The organism is Kribbella alba, assembly GCF_039529635.1.
Lineage (GTDB): Bacteria > Actinomycetota > Actinomycetes > Propionibacteriales > Kribbellaceae > Kribbella > Kribbella alba.
The window spans coordinates 479,356-499,306 of record NZ_BAAANE010000003.1 but is presented as its reverse complement, the minus strand read 5'-3'; the positions used below and the strand labels follow the sequence as shown (position 1 = coordinate 499,306).

Annotated in this window: 17 protein-coding genes; 6 read left to right on the top strand and 11 right to left on the bottom strand. The window is 67.5% G+C overall.

Translation table 11 applies throughout. The features are described from left to right. Positions 1–150: 150 nt before the first annotated feature. The 4 genes from hemW to ABD210_RS06625 all read right to left on the bottom strand — a co-directional run bounded on the left by hemW (position 151) and on the right by ABD210_RS06625 (position 5,742). The gene (hemW, locus tag ABD210_RS06640) at positions 151–1,362 is read right to left on the bottom strand and encodes a radical SAM family heme chaperone HemW (RefSeq protein ID WP_344109889.1); all 1,212 of its coding nucleotides are present in this window, start codon (positions 1,360–1,362) and stop codon (positions 151–153) included. A 317-nt stretch (positions 1,363–1,679) separates the two neighbouring features. After that, positions 1,680–2,999, bottom strand: a complete 1,320-nt coding sequence (locus tag ABD210_RS06635; protein ID WP_344109888.1) for an MFS transporter — start codon at positions 2,997–2,999, stop codon at positions 1,680–1,682. Positions 3,000–3,059: 60 nt separating this feature from the next. Next, on the bottom strand, positions 3,060–3,887 hold the full coding sequence (locus ABD210_RS06630; RefSeq protein ID WP_344109887.1) for a MerR family transcriptional regulator: 828 nt from the start codon (positions 3,885–3,887) through the stop codon (positions 3,060–3,062). Positions 3,888–3,906: 19 nt separating this feature from the next. Beyond that, a complete protein-coding gene (locus ABD210_RS06625) occupies positions 3,907–5,742 on the bottom strand; it encodes an AMP-dependent synthetase/ligase (RefSeq protein WP_344109886.1) in 1,836 nt (611 codons plus the stop codon). A gap of 105 nt (positions 5,743–5,847) precedes the next feature. On the opposite strand from ABD210_RS06625, the gene ABD210_RS06620 reads away from it, so the two are divergent. Beyond that, a complete protein-coding gene (locus tag ABD210_RS06620; protein WP_344109885.1) occupies positions 5,848–7,473 on the top strand; it encodes a peptide-N4-asparagine amidase in 1,626 nt (541 codons plus the stop codon). Between the two features lie 85 nt (positions 7,474–7,558). On the opposite strand, the gene ABD210_RS06615 is transcribed toward ABD210_RS06620, so the two are convergent. Then, positions 7,559–8,584, bottom strand: a complete 1,026-nt coding sequence (locus tag ABD210_RS06615; protein WP_344109884.1) for an aspartate-semialdehyde dehydrogenase — start codon at positions 8,582–8,584, stop codon at positions 7,559–7,561. Positions 8,585–8,692: 108 nt separating this feature from the next. Beyond that, positions 8,693–9,274, bottom strand: a complete 582-nt coding sequence (locus ABD210_RS06610) for a dienelactone hydrolase family protein (RefSeq protein ID WP_344109883.1) — start codon at positions 9,272–9,274, stop codon at positions 8,693–8,695. Positions 9,275–9,340: 66 nt separating this feature from the next. Between ABD210_RS06610 and ABD210_RS06605 the strand changes: the two genes are divergently transcribed. After that, positions 9,341–9,925 carry an ArsR/SmtB family transcription factor gene (locus ABD210_RS06605; RefSeq protein ID WP_344109881.1) on the top strand — a complete coding sequence of 195 codons (585 nt, stop codon included), beginning with the start codon at positions 9,341–9,343 and terminating at the stop codon, positions 9,923–9,925. Positions 9,926–10,301: 376 nt separating this feature from the next. On the opposite strand, the gene ABD210_RS06600 is transcribed toward ABD210_RS06605, so the two are convergent. Both ABD210_RS06600 and ABD210_RS06595 read right to left on the bottom strand, forming a co-directional pair. Continuing rightward, positions 10,302–10,487: a tautomerase family protein gene (locus ABD210_RS06600; RefSeq protein ID WP_344109880.1), complete on the bottom strand. Its 186-nt coding sequence runs from the start codon at positions 10,485–10,487 to the stop codon at positions 10,302–10,304. A 64-nt stretch (positions 10,488–10,551) separates the two neighbouring features. Continuing rightward, positions 10,552–12,066, bottom strand: a complete 1,515-nt coding sequence (locus tag ABD210_RS06595; RefSeq protein WP_344109879.1) for a sodium:solute symporter family protein — start codon at positions 12,064–12,066, stop codon at positions 10,552–10,554. A gap of 156 nt (positions 12,067–12,222) precedes the next feature. Between ABD210_RS06595 and kduI the strand changes: the two genes are divergently transcribed. From kduI to ABD210_RS06580, 3 genes are read left to right on the top strand one after another with little or no spacing between them, the layout of a single operon-like run. Continuing rightward, on the top strand, positions 12,223–13,062 hold the full coding sequence (gene kduI / locus ABD210_RS06590) for a 5-dehydro-4-deoxy-D-glucuronate isomerase (protein ID WP_344109878.1): 840 nt from the start codon (positions 12,223–12,225) through the stop codon (positions 13,060–13,062). Beyond that, entirely contained in the window at positions 13,059–13,847 is a 789-nt protein-coding gene (locus tag ABD210_RS06585) for an SDR family oxidoreductase (protein ID WP_344109877.1), read from the top strand. Before kduI ends, ABD210_RS06585 begins: the two co-directional genes overlap by 4 nt. Positions 13,848–13,883: 36 nt before the next feature. Next, positions 13,884–14,639: an IclR family transcriptional regulator gene (locus ABD210_RS06580; RefSeq protein ID WP_344109875.1), complete on the top strand. Its 756-nt coding sequence runs from the start codon at positions 13,884–13,886 to the stop codon at positions 14,637–14,639. Positions 14,640–14,790: 151 nt separating this feature from the next. Here the strand turns inward: ABD210_RS06580 and ABD210_RS06575 are convergent, their stop codons facing one another. From ABD210_RS06575 to lepA, 3 genes are all read right to left on the bottom strand, one after another. Further along, positions 14,791–15,426, bottom strand: coding sequence for an MOSC domain-containing protein (locus ABD210_RS06575; protein ID WP_344109874.1), 636 nt, complete (start codon positions 15,424–15,426; stop codon positions 14,791–14,793). Positions 15,427–15,965: 539 nt separating this feature from the next. Further along, a complete protein-coding gene (locus ABD210_RS06570; protein ID WP_344109873.1) occupies positions 15,966–16,877 on the bottom strand; it encodes an aminoglycoside phosphotransferase family protein in 912 nt (303 codons plus the stop codon). Next, positions 16,877–18,766, bottom strand: a complete 1,890-nt coding sequence (gene lepA / locus ABD210_RS06565; RefSeq protein ID WP_344109871.1) for a translation elongation factor 4 — start codon at positions 18,764–18,766, stop codon at positions 16,877–16,879. Before lepA ends, ABD210_RS06570 begins: the two co-directional genes overlap by 1 nt. A gap of 203 nt (positions 18,767–18,969) precedes the next feature. Between lepA and ABD210_RS06560 the strand changes: the two genes are divergently transcribed. Beyond that, complete coding sequence (locus ABD210_RS06560) at positions 18,970–19,875, top strand: aminoglycoside phosphotransferase family protein (RefSeq protein WP_344109869.1); 906 nt, start codon at positions 18,970–18,972, stop codon at positions 19,873–19,875. The last annotated feature ends 76 nt before the right edge of the window (positions 19,876–19,951 follow it).

Here is a 19,951-nt window from a genome sequence, read left to right as displayed (position 1 = left end):
TGACTGTGTCAAGCAACACACCGTCACGCTGAGACACCACCACTATCAGGTCAGTACATACCTGCCGCGATTGTCACGGTGTGAACCACACCGGTGACGGAACGCTGCATTTCCTGGAGGTTTCCTGTGACCGGGTCTTGCGCGCGCAGGTCAGGGAAGCAGATCGCGGACCACCGCGTCGGCCAGGAGGCGACCACGCCGAGTGAGCACCAGCCGGCCGCCGAGCGCCTCCAGCAGGTCGTTGCCTACCGCATCTTTCACGGCCGCCCGGCCGGCCTCGTCCAGTACGTCGAGCGGCAGTCCCGCCCGCAGCCGGATCTCCAGCAGGACGCGCTCGACCCGCCGGGTCTCCTCATCGAGAACCTCCCGCGCGTACGCCGGGCTGTCCCCCGCCGCGAGGCGATCGGCGTACGCGCTGGGGTGTTTGACGTTCCACCAGCGCACGCCACCGACATGGCTGTGCGCGCCCGGGCCGACCCCCCACCAGGTGCCGCCACGCCAATAGAGCTCGTTGTGCCGGCAGCGAGCTTCCTCGGTCCGCGCCCAATTCGACACTTCGTACCACCCGAGGCCGGCGCTCGTCAGCAGGTCGTCGGCCAGCACGTATTTGTCGGCCAGGTCATCGTCGTCCGGCATCGGCAGCTCGCCCCGACGGACGCGCCGCGCCAACTGTGTCCCGTCCTCGACGATCAACGCATAGGCGCTCACGTGGTCTGGTTCCGCGGACAGCGCGGACTCCAGCGAGGCCCGCCAATCATCAAGCGACTCCCCCGGTGTTCCGTAGATCAGGTCCAGGTTCACATGCTCGAAGCCCGCGGCCGTTGCCTCCTTCACTGCCTCCAGAGCGCGTCCCGGGGTGTGCTTGCGATCAAGGATCTGCAGCACATGCGGCGCCGCGCTCTGCATCCCGAACGAAACCCGGTTGAACCCGGCCGCCCGAATCGCCGCCAAGTACGCCGGATCGACGGACTCGGGATTCGCCTCGGTGGTCACCTCGGCACCCGGCGCCAACCCGAACTCATCCCGTACTGCGGCCAGCATCCGCGCGAGGTCAGCCGCAGGCAAGAGAGTCGGCGTACCTCCGCCGAAGAACACCGTGTCCACCGGCCGGTCCAAGTCGCCCAGAACCCGCCGAGCCAGCCGGACTTCCTCCACAGCGGTCTCCGCGTACGACGCCTGCGAACCGCCCCCGCCGAGTTCCTTGGCCGTGTAGGTGTTGAAGTCGCAATATCCGCAGCGCGCCGCGCAGAAGGGGACGTGCAGGTAAAACCCGAACGGCCGGCCGGCGGCTTCACGCACGGCCGAGTCCGGCAGCGACCCGTCCCGGGGCGCAACCTCCCCCTCGGGCAGTGTCGATGGCACCCGTCCATCGTACGGTCACCGCAATCCGAGACGGGATCGCCGTGATTCTGTGGTGGCAGTCCGTGCCCGGATCGCTACATTCGGCTCATGGACACCGAGGCTCAGCCTGTCGGAAGCGCTCAGTTTGGTCGGTGAGCCGGGTGTACCGACCGACAGGAAGTAGTCCCCGCCTGGGACGGTCTGTCGCCTGCCGCACAGGTGCGATTCGGCAGATCGGGAGACCTCTTCCTGTCGGTCGGTACGCCCCGCTGCGGAATCGCCGTTGGTCAAGGGCGACTACGAGACCCGCGCTGTATCGGTCTCGGCTGGTGCCGATTTCACCGTCGGCGGAGGCCGGAGGGCGGTGGGCGGGGTGTCAGGCGGGCGGCGTCGGGAAGGTGGCGTTCCAAGGTGAGCGCGGAGACGCCGGCCAGCAGTGCCACAACCGCAGCCGCGACAAACGTCGCTGTTGGTGAGACGCTCAGCAGTTGCGCGCCGGCCGCCGGTGCGATCGCCAGGCCGATCCACCACGACAGGCCCATCGAAGCCATATATCTCCCCCGCAGAGCGGCGGGCGCGAGGTCGGCGACGAGTGGCATCAGCACGGTCGTATGGAAACACTCACCGAGGCCCACGAGGATCACGGCCGCGACCAGCATCACCGTCGCAGCCTCGGCCGTGACGCCGGCGGTGATTACGAGCTGGCAAGCACCGACGAACGCCCACGCGGCGAGCCCCATCACCGTCACCCGTCGGCGTCCCTCGGCGAACTTGGCGATCGGCACCTGGGCGACCGCGACTGTGGCGGCATTTGCGAGCAGCAGCAGTCCGATGAGCGAGGCACTGATGCCCAGACCACCCTCGGCGTACGGAGGTAGCAGCCAGGTGAACACGCCCCATCCGACCGCGATCATCGCCACATTGGTCACGGCGAGGTGGAGGAATGCCCGGTCACGGACGACGACCCGGTACCCGCCGGCGACCCGCTCCGGTCGCGGGTCGTCCCGCACGACGACGACGAGCACACCCACATAAACGAGGTAGGTCACACCATCGGCCACGAACAGTACGACGAATCCCGTCAGCCCAGCCGTCGCGATCAGGCCGCCGAGTCCCGCACCCAGTCCGGCGCCTGCGTTGCCGGCAACCCGCGAGACGGCCGTGGCGCGATGGCGTAGCTCCTTCGGTGCCAGTGTCGCCACGAGGGTGGACTGGCTCGGGTTGAGTGCGCCGTTTCCGGCTCCCGCGATCGCAGCGGCGAGGAACGCGTGAGGTTGCGACTCGGCAAACGCCAGAGCGATGTATCCGGCGGCCAGCGCAACGCCCGCGTAGGTCGCGACGGCACGAGCCCCGAAGCGGTCGATCAGCGGGCCTGCCAACGGCGCAGTCACGACCGCGGCACCGGTGATCAAGCCGACCACGAGCCCGGCGACGCCCAGGCTGAAACCGCGGCCGTCGTGCAGATAGATGACCTCGAACGGCAGGACCGCGCCGTATCCCACGTAGTTCAGGAACATTCCGAACACGACCAGCCATAGTTCGCGCGGCAGCCCGAAGCGCGCCGGAGGCGGGCCGTCATCCCACTGGTGCCGACGCAACGATCTTCGGAGCAGGTCGGCCTGGCGTTGCTTGGCGATCGCGCGATCGATTCCGTCCATGAAGCCGACCGTCGACTCTCCCGTTACGGGACAGTCAAGGGCGGCACGACGGCGAAGCGGTCAGGATGACGGGCTGGTCTGGAAGACCGGCCAGCAGACCTCGGTCAGAAGGCGGGACTCGTCTTCGGTGTCCGAGGCGCTGACCAGGTAGTTCTCCCGGATCGGCCCGTCCACGCCGATCTCGCGCTCGGCGACATAGGTGCCCAGGGCCCCATACGTTCGGTCGAGGTCGCCGAAACCGCCCCGGTGCACAGCCACTGCCAGCTCGGCGGACGGTATCTCCACCAACTTCGCCCGGCCGGCCGAGCTCACGTCGACCGGAACCGGGAGGTACGCCACGACCTCGCCGCCGGACTCGGAGGCGAAGTACTCAGCCGAGTACAGCGCTGCACGCGGGCCGGAGGCCCCGACGCCTGCCGACGCGAGTGCCAGTTCGAGCTCCGCGAATGCGTCTTCCCACCAGGTGTCGAGCTCGAGCATGGAGACGTGATCGACGACGGCGAGGGCTCGCACCGGGCCGACCGACCGGTGCTCGACGGCGATCGGCGCGAGCGGGCGTTCCAGCAGAGACTGCAACGAGGCCACCACGGACTCGGTCTGCTCGAGTTGCGACTTCATCCGCCGCAGATGGGCGAGCATGACACGGTTGCGAGCCTCTACGTCGGCTGCCTGCAGCACTTCTTTGACCTCGTCGAGCGGCAGACCGAGGTCCCTGAGTCTGCGGATCACCTGTGCGACGGGCACCTGGTCCGGTTCGTAGAACCGGTAGCCCGACGACGGATCGATCTCCGCCGGGACCAGGACGCCCACCTCGTGGTAATGCCTCAGCGCCTTCACGCTCAGGTGGGTCATCCGGGCGAAGTCCCCGATGGCGAGTCGTACCCGCATGGCAGCGATCGTCGGCCGCCTACTCGTACATCTTGTCGAGCAGGTCTCCGTAGGTCGTCTCTACGTGCTTGCGCTTCAGCTTGAGGCTGGGTGTCATCTCGCCGCTCTCGACCGTGAGGTCGCGTTCGAGGATGGTGAACTTCTTGATGGTTTCCCAGCGGTTCAGGCCTGCGTTGAGCTCGTCGACATACCCCTGCACCATCTGACGCGCCTGCTCGGACGTGACGATCTCGGCGTACGACCTGCCGTCCAGGCCGTTCTGCTTGGCCCAGCCCTGGATCGCCTCCGGGTCGAGCGTCACCAGGGCGCTGACGAAGTTGCGCTGGTTGCCGTGGACGAGGAACTGGCTCGCGTACGGGCAGATCATCTTGAACCGGCCCTCGATCACCTGCGGCGCGACGTACTTGCCGCCGGAGGTCTTGAAGAGGTCCTTCTTCCGGTCGGTGATGAAGAGGAACTCGTCCTCGAAGTGGCCGATGTCGCCGGTGTGGAACCAGCCGTCGGCGTCGATCACCTCGGCGGTCTGCTCGGGCAGGTTGTGGTATCCGCTCATCACGCCGGGGCCCTTGATCAGGATCTCGCCGTCGTCGGCGATCTTGAACTCGGCGGCCGGGAAGACCGGCCCGACGCTGCCCAACCGGTACTGGTTGGGCCGGTTCAGGGTGGAGCCGGCGGCCGTCTCCGACAGCCCGTAGCCCTCGAGGATCAGCAGCCCAGCAGCGTGGAACCACTCGGCCAGGTGCTTGTCGAGCGCCGCCGAACCCGACACGAAGAACCGGATCCGGCCACCGAACCGCGCCCGGATCTTCGACAGCACGAGCTTGTCCGCCAGCCCGTACTGCGCAGCCAGTACTCCGCTCGGCTCCTTACCCTGCTGGCGGAGCTTCGACACCTGCTCGCCGATTCCGAAGGCCCAGTGGAAGAGCTTCGCCTTGACGCCGCCCTCGGCCTCCATCATCGTCACGATCCGCGCGTGCGCCTTCTCGAAGACGCGCGGCGCGGCCGCCATGAAGGTCGGCTGCACGGCCGCCGCGTTCTCCACGATCTTGTCGACCCGGCCGTCGATCGCCGTCGCGAACCCGAGCTGGAGCTGCACGGCCAACAGCACCTGGCCGAAAACGTGCGACAGCGGCAGCCAGAGGAGCTGCAGGTCATCCGGGCTCAGCACCCGGATCCCTTCCACCGCGGCGCCCTCGTACGTCCAGACCGAGTGCGGCAGCCGCACGCCCTTCGGCCGGCCCGTCGTCCCGGATGTGTAGACGAGGGTGCAGAGGTGCTCGGGCTTGAGCTGTGCCACCCGCTCGTCGATCGCCTCGGGGTGCTCGTCGAGATACTTGGCGCCGAGGTCGTCCAGTGCGGCCAGTGAGATCACCCAGTCGCCGTCGCGCTCGTCGGGCTCGCCGTCGATCAGCACCACCTTGCGCAGTGACGGGGTTTCCGACTTGTGCTCGCGCAGCTTGTCGACCTGACTCGCGTCCTCGGCGAACACCAGCTGGACCTCGGCGTCAGCGACGATGTACGCGACATCCCCGCCCATCGTGGTCGGGTAGATCGTGGTCGTCGCCGCGGCCGCGAGCACCGCCGCCAGGAAGCACTCGGCCCATTCGAGCCTGGTGCTGGCGGCAATACCGACCCGCTGCTCGGGTTCGATTCCCAACGCGACCAGCCCGGCAGCACGACGGCGTACGAGCTCGTCCGTCTCCTGCCAGGTGACGGACTTCCACTCACTCCCGACCGGGTAGCGGAAGGCCTCCCGGTTCGGGGTCGCGGCGACGCGATCCAGGAACATCTGCGCGAGGTGCTCCTTGCGGGAGCTCAGCAACGCGAGCTGGGGACCGTCGGCAACGGGCTTCATCTCTGGCCTCCAAGGGGGGTCGGTACCGAACGGTAATGGAACGAGCCAGCGCTGACCATGGTCATCGCTTGCCCGTCCGCACCATCTCGATTACGTTTCCGCAACATGCGCGCACGGTCTGTGGCACTAGTCTCACTGTCCGTCCTTCTCCTCGGCCGGCTGGCCCCCGCCACCGCCGCACCTCCGCCTTCCGAGTTCGGCACGGACTATGCCGATCCCCGGACTCCCGCTCCACCCGTTGCGGTGCCGCACACCCGGCACTGCTCGGTCGAGATCGTCAGGAACGGCTTCAAGAACTTCGATCCCTACACCTCAACCTATACGCCGCCGGCGGCCTGCCGCGGCCCTTGGTCGAAGGTCGTGTTCCGGATGCAGGGCTCGGTCAAGGGCGTCCAGTACGACCGCCTCGGCCACATCACCATCGGCGGCGTTGGTGTCTTCCGCACGTCGACCCCGGAGCCCAGCACGGACGGGATCAGCTGGCAGGTCGAGAAGGACGTCAGCGCGTACATCCCCTTGCTGCGATCGCCGCAGCCAGTCGTGATGGAGCTCGGCAATGTCGTCAACGAGACGTACACCGGCGTCCTCGACATCACCGTCACGCTCGACTTCTACCGGACCGGTCCCGGCGCACCAGCCGCCCGTACTGCGTCCGCGGTACTCCCGCTGCAGGACCAACGCCGCGAGGACTCCGATCTCGTCGGTACTGCAACGCTGCCGCGGAACACGTCCCGCCTGCTCGGCGAGGTCTACGTGACCGGCTCGGGCGGTGGCTGCGAGGAGTTCTGGGACACCTCGGCGCCCCCGTCGACTGGATACTCCTGCCCGGACGGTTCGCCGTACAGGGAAGTCGAAGTACAGATCGACGGCAGGGTCGCGGGGATCGCGCTGCCATATCCGTACATCTACACGGGCGGCTGGTCGAACCCGTATGCCTGGCGGCCCTCCCCCGCGCCGCGCGCCTTCGACATCAAGCCGCTGCAGTATGACCTGACGCCCTTCGCCGGATTGGCCAGCGACGGCAAGCCGCACGAATTCCGCGTCCACGTGGTCGGCGTACCGGCCGGGCAGAGCGGCTGGTTCACCGTGCCCAGTCTGCACGTCTGGACGGACGCCCGCTCGAAGCAGACAAGCGGCTCGATCACCTCGTACTCCGTGACGCCGCTGACCAAGTCCGACGAAGTCACCGGGTCGAGTGGTGCCGCTGGATCGGTGCTGACGAAGGCATCCCGGTCCTTGAAGATCAGCGGGTACGTCGAGACGTCGGCCGGGCGGATCCGCACCACAGTGGAGCGCACTCTCTCGAATTCTTCCGACCATGTCTGGGAAGCCGGGGAGTCCCGCGACACCCTGGACGCCTCGTGGCGCGACCTCTCGGTCGTGACCACGGGCGCGAAGGTGGAGCGGACCGACCTGACGTACGGCAAGTCCGGCTACATCAGCTTCTTGCCGCATGCAACGATCCCGGACGCCTACGACGTCGTCACCGATCTCGACATCTACGACCGCAGCCGGATGTCCACCGCGATCGCGGGACGGATCGTCGCGGATCGCAAGACCGAGGAGACGTACGACGGGCGCGCGTCCTGGATCTACAACGTTCCCCGCGACCAACGCCATGCCACCGGAACCCAGACCGTCCGGTACCGCGAGTCCGGCACCGGCGGCTGCTACGACCACGCGCTGAGCGCGGTCAACGGCTTCTATACCAAGGACTACTACCGCTGCTGAACCTTCCGGCCGATCACCCGATGGATGGTCTTTCCTGAGCTGCTGCCGGTCACCTCTTCGTCCAGCAGCAGCTCGGTCGCCCGGACTAGCGCTGCTGGAGGAGTTCGGCAATCTGGACGGCGTTGAGCGCGGCGCCCTTGCGGAGGTTGTCGTTGGAGACGAAGAGGACCAGGCCGCGGTTGTCGGGGACCGACTGGTCCTGGCGGATGCGGCCGACGTACGACGGGTCCTTGCCGGCGGCGTGCAGCGGAGTGGGCAGGTCGGTGACCTCCACGCCGGGAGCAGTGGCGAGGAGCTCGGCGGCTCGCTCGGGTGTGAGGGGCTCCGCGAACTCGGCGTGGATGCTCAGCGAGTGGCCGGTGAACACGGGGACCCGGACGCAGGTGCCGGCGACCAGGAGGTCCGGGATGTGCAGGATCTTGCGGCTCTCGTTGCGGAGCTTCTGCTCCTCGTCGGTCTCACCGGTGCCGTCGGCAACGATCGACCCGGCCAGCGGGAGGACGTTGAACGCGATCGGGCCGGCATAGACGTTGGGCTCCGGCAAGGTGATCCCGTCCGTGCCGCGGGCGAGGCGAGCGGCGCCGTCGGCGAGCGCCTTGGTCTGGTCTTCCAGCTCCCGTACGCCGACGCCGCCTGAGCCCGAGACCGCTTGATAGGTGGAGATCACGAGACGGGTCAGGGTGGCTTCGCGGTGCAGCGGCGCGAGCACCGGCATCGCGGCCATGGTGGTGCAGTTCGGGTTCGCCACGATGCCCTTGGGCAGGTGATCGAGGTCGCCCGGGTTGACCTCGGCGACGACGAGCGGGACCTCGGGGTCCATCCGCCAGCCGGAGGAGTTGTCGACGACGACCGCGCCGGCGGCGGCAACCTTCGGTGCGAACTCCTTGGAAGCCGTTTTGCCGTTGGAGAACAGCGCGAGCTCAAGACCCTTGAAGTCCGCCGTGGCCGAGTCCTCGACCATGATCTTCTCGTCCCCGAACGGCAGCTGGCTCCCCGCCGAACGCGCGGACGCGAAGTACCGGATCTCATCAACGGGGAACTTCCGCTCGATGAGCAGCTCCCGCATGACGCCGCCGACCTGACCTGTTGCTCCGAACACTCCTACTCGCATGGCCCGAGCCTATCCGTCGCTGTCACCTCGATCGGGCTTCGTCCGCACCCCGGTCGGTTGCACCCGACGACGGCCAGAGCCGGACCACGCATCACGAACCGCAGGTTTTCAACGGATCCGGTCGAGGAAATCGAGCGTCCGGCGTGTGAGCAGGGCAGCCGCAGCCTCGTCGTACGACGGCAGTGAGGAGTCGGCGAACAGGTGCTCCTTGCCGGGATAGAGGAACAGTTCGGCTTGCTCGGTGGAGTCGACCAGGGCGCGTGCCGCGTCGAGGTCGCCGTCCTCCTCGGTGAAGAAGGGGTCTGCGTCCATTCCGTGCACCTGGACCGGAACGCCGGCCGGCCAGGCGTCACCGAACTCCGACACCGGCACGCACGAGTGGAACAGCAGCGCTCCCTTGGCCCCAGTGCGGGTCTGAGCCAGCTGCTGTGCCGGCATCCCGCCGAGCGAGAAGCCCGCGTAGACCAGCGCGTCACCCAGTTCCTCGGCGGCGGCGATACCTCGCTGCCTGATCGCACCGAACCCGGTCCGCCGCGCATAGTCGAGTCCGTCGTCGAGAGTGTCGAAGGTGTGCCCTTCGTAGAGGTCTGGCACGTGGACGGCGTGGCCCGCCTGGCGCAGTTCATCGGCGAAGGATTCCACCCCTTTCGTGAGTCCCTGAGCGTGGTGGTACAGCACAACCTCGGCCATGATCTGCTCGCCTTCGTCATTGATCCGGATATTTGGAACGAACTGTGATGTTAGTCTATACCGATCATGTCGATCAATAGCCCGGTCCCGGATTACGAGCTCGAAGACACCATCGAGCTGACCACCGCCGAGCAGGTGCGCGCGATCAGCGATCCGCTCCGGACGACGATCCTCGGACTGCTGCACGAACGGGCCGCGACTGTCACCGAACTCGCGACAGCGGTCAAGCGGCCGAAGAGCACCGTGGCGCATCACGTCAAGGTGCTCGCCGACGCGGGGATCCTGCGCGTCGTCCGGACCCGGCGCGTCCGCGCCATCGACGAGCGGTACTACGGACGCGCGGCGCGGATGTTCTACCACAGTCTCGGCCGACGCACGGGCGATGACCCGTTCCCGCCGGACTTCAACGACTTCGAAGTCGCGGCGCAAGAGTCCAAGGGTGCCTACGACGCCGGCCGGCTACGCGCCTTCATCCGGCACGCCCGGATCCCCGCGGAACGTGCGGCGGAGTTCTGGGAGCGCGTGGATCCGATCATCCACGAGTTCGACAAACTCCCGCGCTCGGGCGACACGACGTACGGGTTCGCGGTCGGTCTCTACCCGATCCTCGACTACCCCACCCTGCCACCCGCCGCCGGCGAAGAGGACTAACGCACCGAGCTACCCCGCGGGCCTATCGGAGGACCACGCGTGGAAAAGCGGGCGCCGCCTGGCGCCAGCACCACGGTTGCCCCGCAGCCGACACGCCCCGGCCATCCCCGCCCCGGCACCCCCCACTCGCACCCCGGACAACCCACGAAATGGTGGGTTGTCGCACGAAATGGTGGGTTGCACCATGAGAATCTGACGTGGCAACCCACAATTTCAGGGGGCAACCCTCCCCCCGAACCGGGCTCACGCGGTCAGCGCCGGGGACCTGGATCCGTGGTCCGGAGCGCACGCCGGCCCGGCGTCGCCGGAGCCCGGAGCGCATGCCGGCCCGGCGTCCCCGGGGCGGGGAGGGACGCCGGGCCGAGCCTGGGAACCGTCAGGAGTCCGAGACGAGGACGCCGCCGTTGGCTACGTCGGTCTTCTCGATCTCGGTGAAGACGATGCGGACCGACTCGCGCTTGGCGCCCAGGATGGCGATGGCCGAATCGGTGACGGCGGCAACGAACTCGCGGCGCTGGTCGAGGGTGCGGCCGGACAACAGTTCGACGGTGATGTTGGGCATAAGAGCTCTCCTCAGACGAAGCCTGGATTGTTCTGTCTAGCGGAACATTGTTCCTGGTTGTCGGTCAGCTCAGCGCCGGTGCTCGACCCGTGGGCACGTCTTCGAGTGCGGCCGGGTCGTGGTTCAGCGACTCGAGCAGGTCGTCCACTTCGTCCCGGCGTTCCGGCAGCAGCAGCCCCAGCCCGACGTACACCACCAAAGAAGTTGCCAGCGGCAACGCAACTACGAGAGTGGTGTCGGTGGAGCCGACGCCCCACTTGACGATCGCCCAGACGATCAGCCCGATCGCCCAGGACGCGATCGCCGCGCGCGAGCCGCTGCGGCGGAACCAGGGCAGCAGGCCGAGCATCAGCGGGATCGAGATCGGCCCCATCGTCGCGGCCACCAGGTCGACGACGATCTTCAGGACAACCCCCTGCCCGTTGGTGATGATCGCGATCAGCATGCTCACGGTGACGAAGCTGAAGGTGGTGATCCGGGCGAACCTCAGGATCCCGGCGTCGCTCAGCCGGCGTAGCTTGGGCACGAGCACCGGCCCGATGTCGCGGGTGATCACCGACGAGATGACGTTCGCGTCGGACGCCACCATCGCCATCGTGTGCGAGAAGAATCCCGCGAGCACGAGACCGATGAGTCCACTCGGCAGCAGGAGTTGCGCCAGCTCGACGTACGACTGTTCGGGCTTGGCCAGGTTCGGCACCAGCAGCGGTGCGGCGCACATCGGGATGAAGAGCACGAGCGGCCAGACCAGCCACAGCGCCGACGACAGCAGCGCCGAGCGCTTGGCATCGGAACCCGACGGCGCTGCCATGTAGCGCTGGGCCAGGTTCCACATGCCGCCGTTGTACTCGAAGGTCTTGATGAACAGGAACGCGATCAAGAAGATCGGCGTGTAAGGCCCGTTCAACGCATCGCCGTGCCCTGCCGGAAGTTGGTCCCACATCCTCCACAGCGTGGGGATGCCGTCCAGGTGCGACAGCACGCCGACGAACATCGCGATCCCGGCCGCGGCCTGGATGATGAACTGGCCGAAGTCGGTCAGTACGTCGGCCCAGAGTCCGCCGAGGGTCGCGTAGAGCATCGTCACCACGCCGGTCAGCAGGATCCCCCAGCGCATCGGAACGCCCGTGAATCCGTTCAGCAGCACGGCGATCGCGACCCACTTGGCAGCGATGTCGACCACCTTGAGCGCGGCACCGGAGTACGCCAGCACTTGCTGGGTGGGCAGGTTGTAGCGCCGGGCGAGGTATTCCAGCGGCGAGACGACGCCGTGTTTCGCGCGGAGCCGGTTCCACCGGGCGGCGAACAGGAACGCGCCGATGCCGACGCCGATGCCGATCGACATCGCCCACCAGACGTAGACGGTGATGCCGTAGCTGTAGGCGACCGCGGCGAAGGCCACGAACATGACCGCGCTGTAGCCGGACATATGGTGCGAGATCCCCGACAACCACCAAGGGATCCGGCCACCGGTCGTGAAGTAGTCGACGACGGTCTTGATCTTGCTGCGGGACCAGACTCCGATCAGCACCATCAGCACGAAGTAGCCAGCCAGGACCGTCCAGTCGAGGGCTGTCATGTGATTCCTCCAGGGGCGGGGGGATGTGCCTGGAAGGTTCCACCTGTCAGAACTAGGTGTCAATAGGCGGAACACAGACGCCTATCAATTTGCGAGGTTCAGCCCATGACGCGGTCCACGATTGACAGGATGTTCCGCTGAGTAGAACCTTGTTCTGTGAATCCAGCCCAGCAGGCCCTCCAGGTCAGGTACGCCACCCATCCCGACCAGGTCCCCGGTTTCGACACCGCTACACTGCGCAGCAGCTACCTGGTCGACGACCTGTTCACTCCGGACACGATCACCGCGGTGCTCACCCATCACGACCGGATCGTGCTGGCCGGCGCCCGCCCGGTGAGCGGCCCGCTCACCCTGGGGACCTGGCCCGAGCTGCGCAGCGAGTTCTTCCTCGAACGCCGCGAGGCCGGCATCGTGAACGTCGGCGAGCCCGGCACCGTGACGATCGACGGCACCAAGTTCGAGCTGACCACCGGAGCCTGCCTGTACGCCGGACGCGGCGCGCGCGAGGTTGTCTTCGCGGGTGAGTCCGCGGCGTTCTACATCTTCTCGGCTGCGGCACACACCGACTTCCCGACCACACTGGTCCAACCCGGCGAGGGTAACCGCCTCGAGCTCGGCGACCAGCAGACCGCGAACCGCCGGACGATCGACCAGTACATCCACGCGGACGGCGTGCGGAGCTGCCAGATCGTGCTCGGCGTCACCACACTCCACCCGGGCAGCACGTGGAACACGATGCCCGCGCACACCCACGACCGCCGTACCGAGTGCTACCTGTACTTCGGGCTGCCCGCGTCCGAGCGGATCGTGCATCTGCTGGGCGAGCCCGAGGAGACCCGGCACCTGCTGGTCGGGGATCGCGAGGCGGTGATCTCCCCCAGCTGGTCGATCCACTCGGGCGTTGGCACCGCGGCGTACAGCTTCGTCTGGGCGATGGCCGGTGAGAACCAGGCCTTCGCGGACATGGACGGTGTCGACGTGAAGGATCTGCGGTGACGGCTGCCGCATCCAGTCCGCCGGCTCCGCCCGACGCGTTCAGCCTGCGGGGCAGGACCGCCCTGGTCACCGGGGCCAGGCGGGGTATCGGCGCTGCGATCGCCGCCGGGTACGCCGCTGCTGGGGCGGACCTGATCCTGCTGGCTCGCGATGCGGCACTCGAGGACACTCTCGAAGCCATCAAGGAGAACGGCGGCGGCGAGGCCACGGTGATCACGGCCGACTTCGCCGATCCCGCGGCTGTCGAGGCGGCCGCGATCGAGGTTGCAACGCGGCGCCCGATCGACATCCTGGTCAACAACGCCGGCACGATCCGCCGAGCCGCCGCAGCCGAGACGACTGCCGAGGACTGGCGGCACGTGATCGACGTGAACCTCAACTCCACCTGGGCGATCACCCGTCCGATCGGTGCCGCGATGGTCGCCCGCGGCGGCGGCAAGGTGATCACGATCGCCTCGCTGCTGAGTTTCCAGGGCGGGATCACCGTTCCCGCCTACACTGCGAGCAAGCACGCGATCGCCGGTCTCACCAAAGCCCTCGCCAACGAGTGGGGACCGTCCGGTGTGCAGGTGAACGCGATCGCCCCCGGCTACATCAGTACCGACAACACCACCGATCTGCGCGCGGATCCGGAACGCGAAGCGGCCATCCGCGACCGCATCCCGGCCGGGCGCTGGGGCCGTCCCGACGACCTGGTCGGCGCCGCGGTCTTCCTGGCCTCGGCCGCCTCCGGCTATGTCAACGGGCACGTGCTCGCGGTCGACGGTGGCTGGCTGGCGAGATAGACCTCGCCGATGAGAGAGAGTGACAGGATGAGCGACATGAGTTCGCCCTCGGCCATCGACAAGACGCTGATGGTCCTCGACGCCGTCCTCGAGCATTCCCGGTTCACCGACGTGGTGACCGCCACCGGGCTGGCCAAGTCGACCGTGCACCGGATCATGGCCTCGCTGGTCGAGCACGAGTTCGTCGCCCAGGCCGAGGACGGGTCGTATCATCCGGGACCGAAGGCGTTGCGGCTTGCCGGCCACGCATTGACCAACGTCGACCTCGCGACGGTCGCTCGTCCGGTGCTCGCGGACCTGGTCGCCCAGACCCGCTGCACAGTCCACGTCGGCCTGTTGAACGGCGACGAGGCGATCTACGTCGCGCGCCTCGACGGCCCGAAGCCTTATCGAATGCCGTCGCGGGTGGGCAAGGCGTTCTGGCTGCACTGCACGGGAATCGGCAAGGCGTTGCTGGCTGAGAAGGACGACGAAGCTCTCGATGCGCTCGTCACTCGGACCGGCCTGCCGGCCCGGACGCCGTTGACCCATACGACCGCCGCCGCACTGAAGGCCGACCTCGTTCAGGTGCGGGCCCGCGGCTATGCGCTCGACGACGAGGAGAACGAGCCCGGCATCCGATGTGTGGCGGCAGTCATCCACGACCACACCGGTACTGCGATCGCCGCGGTCAGCATCTCGACGTTGTCGCTCGAGCAGTCAATCGCCCAGGTCGCCCTGATGGCCCCCGCCGCGATCGAGGCAGCCCGCAAGATCTCCGCCGCACTCGGCTACCTGGAACCGACGGGCTGACGCCGGCCTAGACGGGTTGCCGCACCACTGCCGATTGCGTACGGCGTACGGCGTATGGCGGCCCAGCGCACAACGGGCACGAACAGGACGCGGCTGAGCAGCGTCGCCAGGGCCAGCCGTCTCAACTGTCCCGGTGCTGGCAGCAGGCGCTTCAGGCCCGCGCGGCGATGCGTTCTGCGTCGGCCCTGAGCTCATCCATCAGGTCGACGCCGGAGTCGAGCATCCCCCGCATCCTGACCGAATCCTGCGCGGCGAACATCACGCCCACCGTGACCTCGTGCTCAGGCCGACGCAGGATCGTCACCGAGTCGCCGGCACCGATCGTCCCGGTCTTCAGCACCTTGAGGTAGGCGCCGGGACGGCCCTCGTGGTGGAATCGCTTGACCCAGCCGGGGATCTGCATCCGATGCTGGAACGTGATGCAGGGGATCCGCGGTGCCCGCACCATCACCTCGACCGCGTCCGGCCCGTCCCCGAACCGCCAGGTCTCCCCGATCAACGCATTGGTGATGTCGAGCCCCTCGGTCCGCAGGTTCTCCCCGAACAGCCCTGGCGGAATCTCCCGATCGAGCTGCTCAGCCCACCAGTCAGCGTCTTCCTGGGCGTAGGAATACAGCGCCAGATCCGGCCCGCCATGATTCTCGACGTCGCACACGGTGTCCCCGCGCAGCCCCAACTCCCCCACCGGCACCCGCCCCACCTGCGGCCGCTTGTCGATAGCCGTCCGCCCGGTCTCCTTAGGCCCCGGTAGCAGCTCTTCCACCACATTCACCGTCAACAAGCGCATAGCTGCATCCTCCCCCGCCCGCCCTCACACCTCCACCGAGTTTCCCGCGGTCGCCCCGCGCGGGGTCGGCTGCGGCGGATATTCCGAGCCGAGGCGACGTACACCGGCGGGAACCGGTGGTCGCAGTAGCGCCTGCTCGCGCAGGGGTTACCCCCCGAAAGTGTGGGTTGACCCACCAGATAATTGTGGTGCAACCCACAAGATCAGGAGCCAACCCTGGCGCGCTGGAATGCCGCGGCCGCGGGCTCCCCTGCGGCACGAGCCGCGAGTGAGGGTGAACTCCTCGAATGGTGGGGTCGCCAGGGCTGGACCATCGGGAATCGCACTACTGGTCGGATAATCCCGATCTCGAGCAGGACCGCCGAGTCGAGCTCGACGAGGCGGATTCATCGGCCCGCGGAGCTGCGGCGGCCGCGCCGGGCACCGGGATGCATGAGCCGACCGGAGGGCGGCGTGTGGGCAGCACCGAGCCCGCGCGCGATCAGGGGCCAGGGGCCACCGGTTGCGTAGCGGAGTACGGGAGGAACGGGAGCGGGCGGTCAGTCCTGGATCGCTTTGACGATGGCGATGTTGCGGGTGAGCCAGTCCTGGGGAAGGGACTCGTCGGCGACGGCGTCGCGCAGGGTCCAGAGGACGTTGAGCATCTGCCGGACGATCACCCAGTCGCGGGCTCGGTCCTCGTCCAGTTCAGCGGCGTCCACCGCGGCATAGAAGCGCTGCCGCACGGCGAACCGAAGGTCGCCCGAGGCAACGACCTCGTCCCACCGGTTCCACAGCAGCGGCGCGACCTCGTAGTGCCGATCTCCCGACAGCGGCTTCGGGTCGATCACCAACCACGGTTCGCGATCCGCCGCCAGCACGTTGAAGTAGTGCAGGTCGCTGTGGATCAGCCGGCCGTCGCAGTCCGGGTCCGACGCGAAATCCTCCGCCAGGGAGATCGCCTGTTCGACATACCGGTGTGGGACTGGCGCCGACGAAGGCAGCTGGCGGAAGTCGGCGATCCACCGCTTCAGCTCGGCGGACAGCGCCCGGTACTGCGGACCGGCCGGCACGTGCAACCGCCGGTAGGTCGAGGCGATGATCTCGCAGGCCTCGAGATCGCCGACAGTCGTCAGGTCCCGCGAGTGCAACCGTTCGAGCAGCATCGCGTAGCGACGCGGATCCGCCCGCAACAACTTCACCGTGCCGTTCCCGTCCCAGGTCCGCAGCGCGAGGTGTTCGTGCTCCGCCTCCCAGTGCGGGAACTGCACCTTGAGCATCGCCTGCTGACCGTCGGCCGTTGTCACCGGCACCACCAGCGCACAGTTCCCGTACGACGGGTCGCCGTCGACCCGCAGGTCCCACTCGGCGAGCAGGTCACGGGTTAGCCGCGGCAACCGGTCCAGCCAGGCGGCCCAGTCCGGACCGCGCGATGCGATGACGAGGAAGTCGGCGGGGATCTCGACCGGCACTACTTCTTGGCCTTCTCCCCCGGGCCGTCGCTGGTCTTGAGCGCCGCGATGAAGGCCTCCTGTGGGACCTCGACCCGGCCCACCATCTTCATCCGCTTCTTGCCTTCCTTCTGCTTCTCCAGCAGTTTGCGCTTCCGGGTGATGTCACCGCCGTAGCACTTGGCCAGCACGTCCTTGCGGATCGCCCGGATCGATTCGCGGGCGATGATCCGGGATCCGATCGCGGCCTGGATCGGGACCTCGAACTGCTGCCTCGGGATCAGTTCCTTGAGCTTGCCGGCCAGTGCGACGCCGTAGGAGTAGGCGTTGTCGCGGTGCACGATCGCAGAGAAGGCGTCGACGGTCTCGCCCTGCAGGAGGATGTCCACCTTGACCAGCGCCGCGGCCTGCTCGCCGGTCGGCTCGTAGTCCAGCGAGGCGTAGCCCTTGGTCTTGGACTTCAGCTGGTCGAAGAAGTCGAAGACGATCTCGGCCAGCGGCAGCGTGTAGCGGAGTTCGACCCGGTCCTCGGACAGGTACTCCATCCCCTGCAGGTTGCCCCGCTTGGTCTGGCACAGCTCCATGATGACGCCGATGTAGTCCTTCGGGCTGAGGATCGTCGCGCGCACCACCGGCTCGTAGATCTCGGCGATCTTGCCTTCGGGGAACTCGCTGGGGTTGGTAACGACGTGCTCTTTGCCATCCTCCATTTCGACCCGGTACACCACGTTCGGCGCGGTCGAGATCAGATCCAGGTCGAACTCGCGCTCGAGCCGCTCGCGGACGATCTCCATGTGCAGTAGGCCGAGGAAGCCGCAGCGGAAGCCGAACCCGAGGGCGCCCGAGCTCTCCGGCTCGTACTGCAGGGCCGCGTCGTTCAGTTGCAGTCTTTCCAGTGCGTCGCGCAGCGTCGGGTAGTCGTCCCCGTCGATGGGGAACAGCCCGGAGTAGACCATCGGCTGCGGGTGCTTGTAACCGCCCAGCGCCTCGGTCGCGCCGTGCACGGCCGACGTGACGGTGTCACCGACCCGGGACTGGCGGACGTCCTTCACGCCGGTGATCAGGTAGCCGACCTCACCGACGCCGATGCTCGGCGACTTCATCGGTTCGGGCGAGATGACCCCGACCTCGAGCATCTCGTGCACCGCGCCGGTCGACATCATCTTGATCTTGTCCCGGTGGGTCAGCTCGCCGTCGACCACCCGGACATACGTCACCACACCGCGGTACGTGTCGTAGACCGAGTCGAAGATCAGCGCGCGCGGCGGAGCGTCCTTGACACCCTTCGGCGGCTCGACCTGGGCGACGATCTCGCTCAGCAGGTCCTCGACGCCTTCACCGGTCTTCGCCGAGACCCGCAGTACGTCCTCGGGACGGCAGCCGATGATGTGGGCCAGTTCGGCGGCGTACTTCTCCGGCATCGCGCCCGGCAGGTCGATCTTGTTCAGCACCGGGATGATGTGCAGGTCCGCGTTCAGCGCCAGGTAGAGGTTCGCCAGCGTCTGCGCCTCGATACCCTGCGCCGCGTCGACCAGCAGTACTGCGCCCTCACACGCCTCCAGCGACCGGGATACCTCATAGGTGAAGTCCACGTGACCGGGGGTGTCGATCATGTTCAGGATGTACGTCGTGCCGTCGGGTGCGAGCAGCCCGCCTGGGCTGTCCGGCTTCGGCGCGTAAGGCAGCCGGACCGCCTGCGACTTGATCGTGATGCCGCGCTCGCGCTCGATGTCCATCCGGTCCAGGTACTGGGCCCGCATCTGACGGCCGTCGACGACACCGGTGATCTGCAGCATCCGATCGGCCAACGTCGACTTGCCGTGGTCGATGTGGGCGATGATGCAGAAGTTCCGGATCAGCGAAGGGTCGGTACGACCCGGCTGCGGCACGGTCGTGGGGACAGCGGGCACGAAGTGGGGTCCAGTTCATCTCAGGGTGCGGGCAACCCCTCAATCATCCCATGGCGCACCACTCCTTTCCGCATCCGTGCGCACAGCTGTGGATGGAGCGCTCGATGAATCGTCGCAGAGCGTGATGAGGCACTCACCTGGGTGCTGGTGCACCCCCCGAAATACGGCGCGAGGGAACTTCTCGGCGTCTATCCTCGGGATGCATGGCGCATGCTGTCGGAGTCCGGTTGCCCTACGAAGAGGTTCCCGGCCGGGTACGGGCCTGGGTGGACCGTTCGCTCGGCTCGTCGGTCGTCGCCTTCAGCACCCAGCAAGGCGGCTTCTCCCCCGGGGTGGCCGCGCGCCTCGTCACCAACTCAGGCCGGCGTGCCTTCGTAAAAGCCGTCGGAACCTCGCTGAACCCGGACACCCCGAGGTTGTTCCGCAACGAGATCGCGGCGATGCAGGGACTCGCGGCGCATTCGTTGCCCTACACCCCTTTCCTGTACGACGTCTACGACGACGGCGACTGGGTGGCCCTGCTGCTCGAGGACATCGAGGGATACCTGCCGCCACATCCGTGGCATCCGCACGACGCCTCCCGGGTGCTCGATGCCCTGGACGAGCTGACCGAGGCCCTCCAACCGTCTCCGTGGCCGGATGCCCCTGTCGCGGCGGTGCGGAGCGAGGTGTTCCTCAGCCGGTGGGACAACGTGATCGCCGACGGACTCGCAGTACCGGCTTGGGCCGCTGGGAGGGAGGCAGAGCTGGCAAGGCTGGCGCGGACCGGGTTGGACGCCTTGGCCAAGGGTGACGGCCTGTCCCACTGGGATCTGCGGGCTGACAACATCATGCTGACGGAGACCCGAGTCGTGTTCATCGACTGGGCGCACGCCGCACTGGCAGCCCCTTGGGCCGACACGGTCATCCTGCACGCCGACATGCGTGAATCGGTGCACCTACCCGAACTACCGGACGACGCGGGGATCACCGGGTTTCTGGCGGGGATCGCCGGAGGTCTCTGGTGGGGCAGCAGCCAGCCGGCCCCGCCCGGGCTGCCCACGATCCGCACCTGGCAGCGCGAGACGGCCCTGGTTCACCTCGACTGGCTACGCGAACGCCTGGGCTGATGCAGCGTTTCCACCGCCGCGGTCTTCGAGGACGACACCCATGTCATCGCGTTGCCGTTCGCCATCCCCGACCCCA

What these genes read in the sequence shown, in the direction of transcription:
- ABD210_RS06595 (WP_344109879.1), bottom strand. Translation starts at nt 12,066, where the DNA reads ATGACAGCCCTCGACTGGACGGTCCTGGCTGGCTACTTCGTGCTGATG.
- ABD210_RS06610 (WP_344109883.1), bottom strand. Translation starts at nt 9,274, where the DNA reads ATGGCCGAGGTTGTGCTGTACCACCACGCTCAGGGACTCACGAAAGGG.
- ABD210_RS06600 (WP_344109880.1), bottom strand. Translation starts at nt 10,487, where the DNA reads ATGCCCAACATCACCGTCGAACTGTTGTCCGGCCGCACCCTCGACCAG.
- ABD210_RS06615 (WP_344109884.1), bottom strand. Translation starts at nt 8,584, where the DNA reads ATGCGAGTAGGAGTGTTCGGAGCAACAGGTCAGGTCGGCGGCGTCATG.
- ABD210_RS06635 (WP_344109888.1), bottom strand. Translation starts at nt 2,999, where the DNA reads ATGGACGGAATCGATCGCGCGATCGCCAAGCAACGCCAGGCCGACCTG.
- ABD210_RS06605 (WP_344109881.1), top strand. Translation starts at nt 9,341, where the DNA reads ATGTCGATCAATAGCCCGGTCCCGGATTACGAGCTCGAAGACACCATC.
- ABD210_RS06630 (WP_344109887.1), bottom strand. Translation starts at nt 3,887, where the DNA reads ATGCGGGTACGACTCGCCATCGGGGACTTCGCCCGGATGACCCACCTG.
- ABD210_RS06560 (WP_344109869.1), top strand. Translation starts at nt 18,970, where the DNA reads ATGGCGCATGCTGTCGGAGTCCGGTTGCCCTACGAAGAGGTTCCCGGC.
- ABD210_RS06625 (WP_344109886.1), bottom strand. Translation starts at nt 5,742, where the DNA reads ATGAAGCCCGTTGCCGACGGTCCCCAGCTCGCGTTGCTGAGCTCCCGC.
- ABD210_RS06580 (WP_344109875.1), top strand. Translation starts at nt 13,884, where the DNA reads ATGAGTTCGCCCTCGGCCATCGACAAGACGCTGATGGTCCTCGACGCC.
- ABD210_RS06620 (WP_344109885.1), top strand. Translation starts at nt 5,848, where the DNA reads ATGCGCGCACGGTCTGTGGCACTAGTCTCACTGTCCGTCCTTCTCCTC.
- ABD210_RS06575 (WP_344109874.1), bottom strand. Translation starts at nt 15,426, where the DNA reads ATGCGCTTGTTGACGGTGAATGTGGTGGAAGAGCTGCTACCGGGGCCT.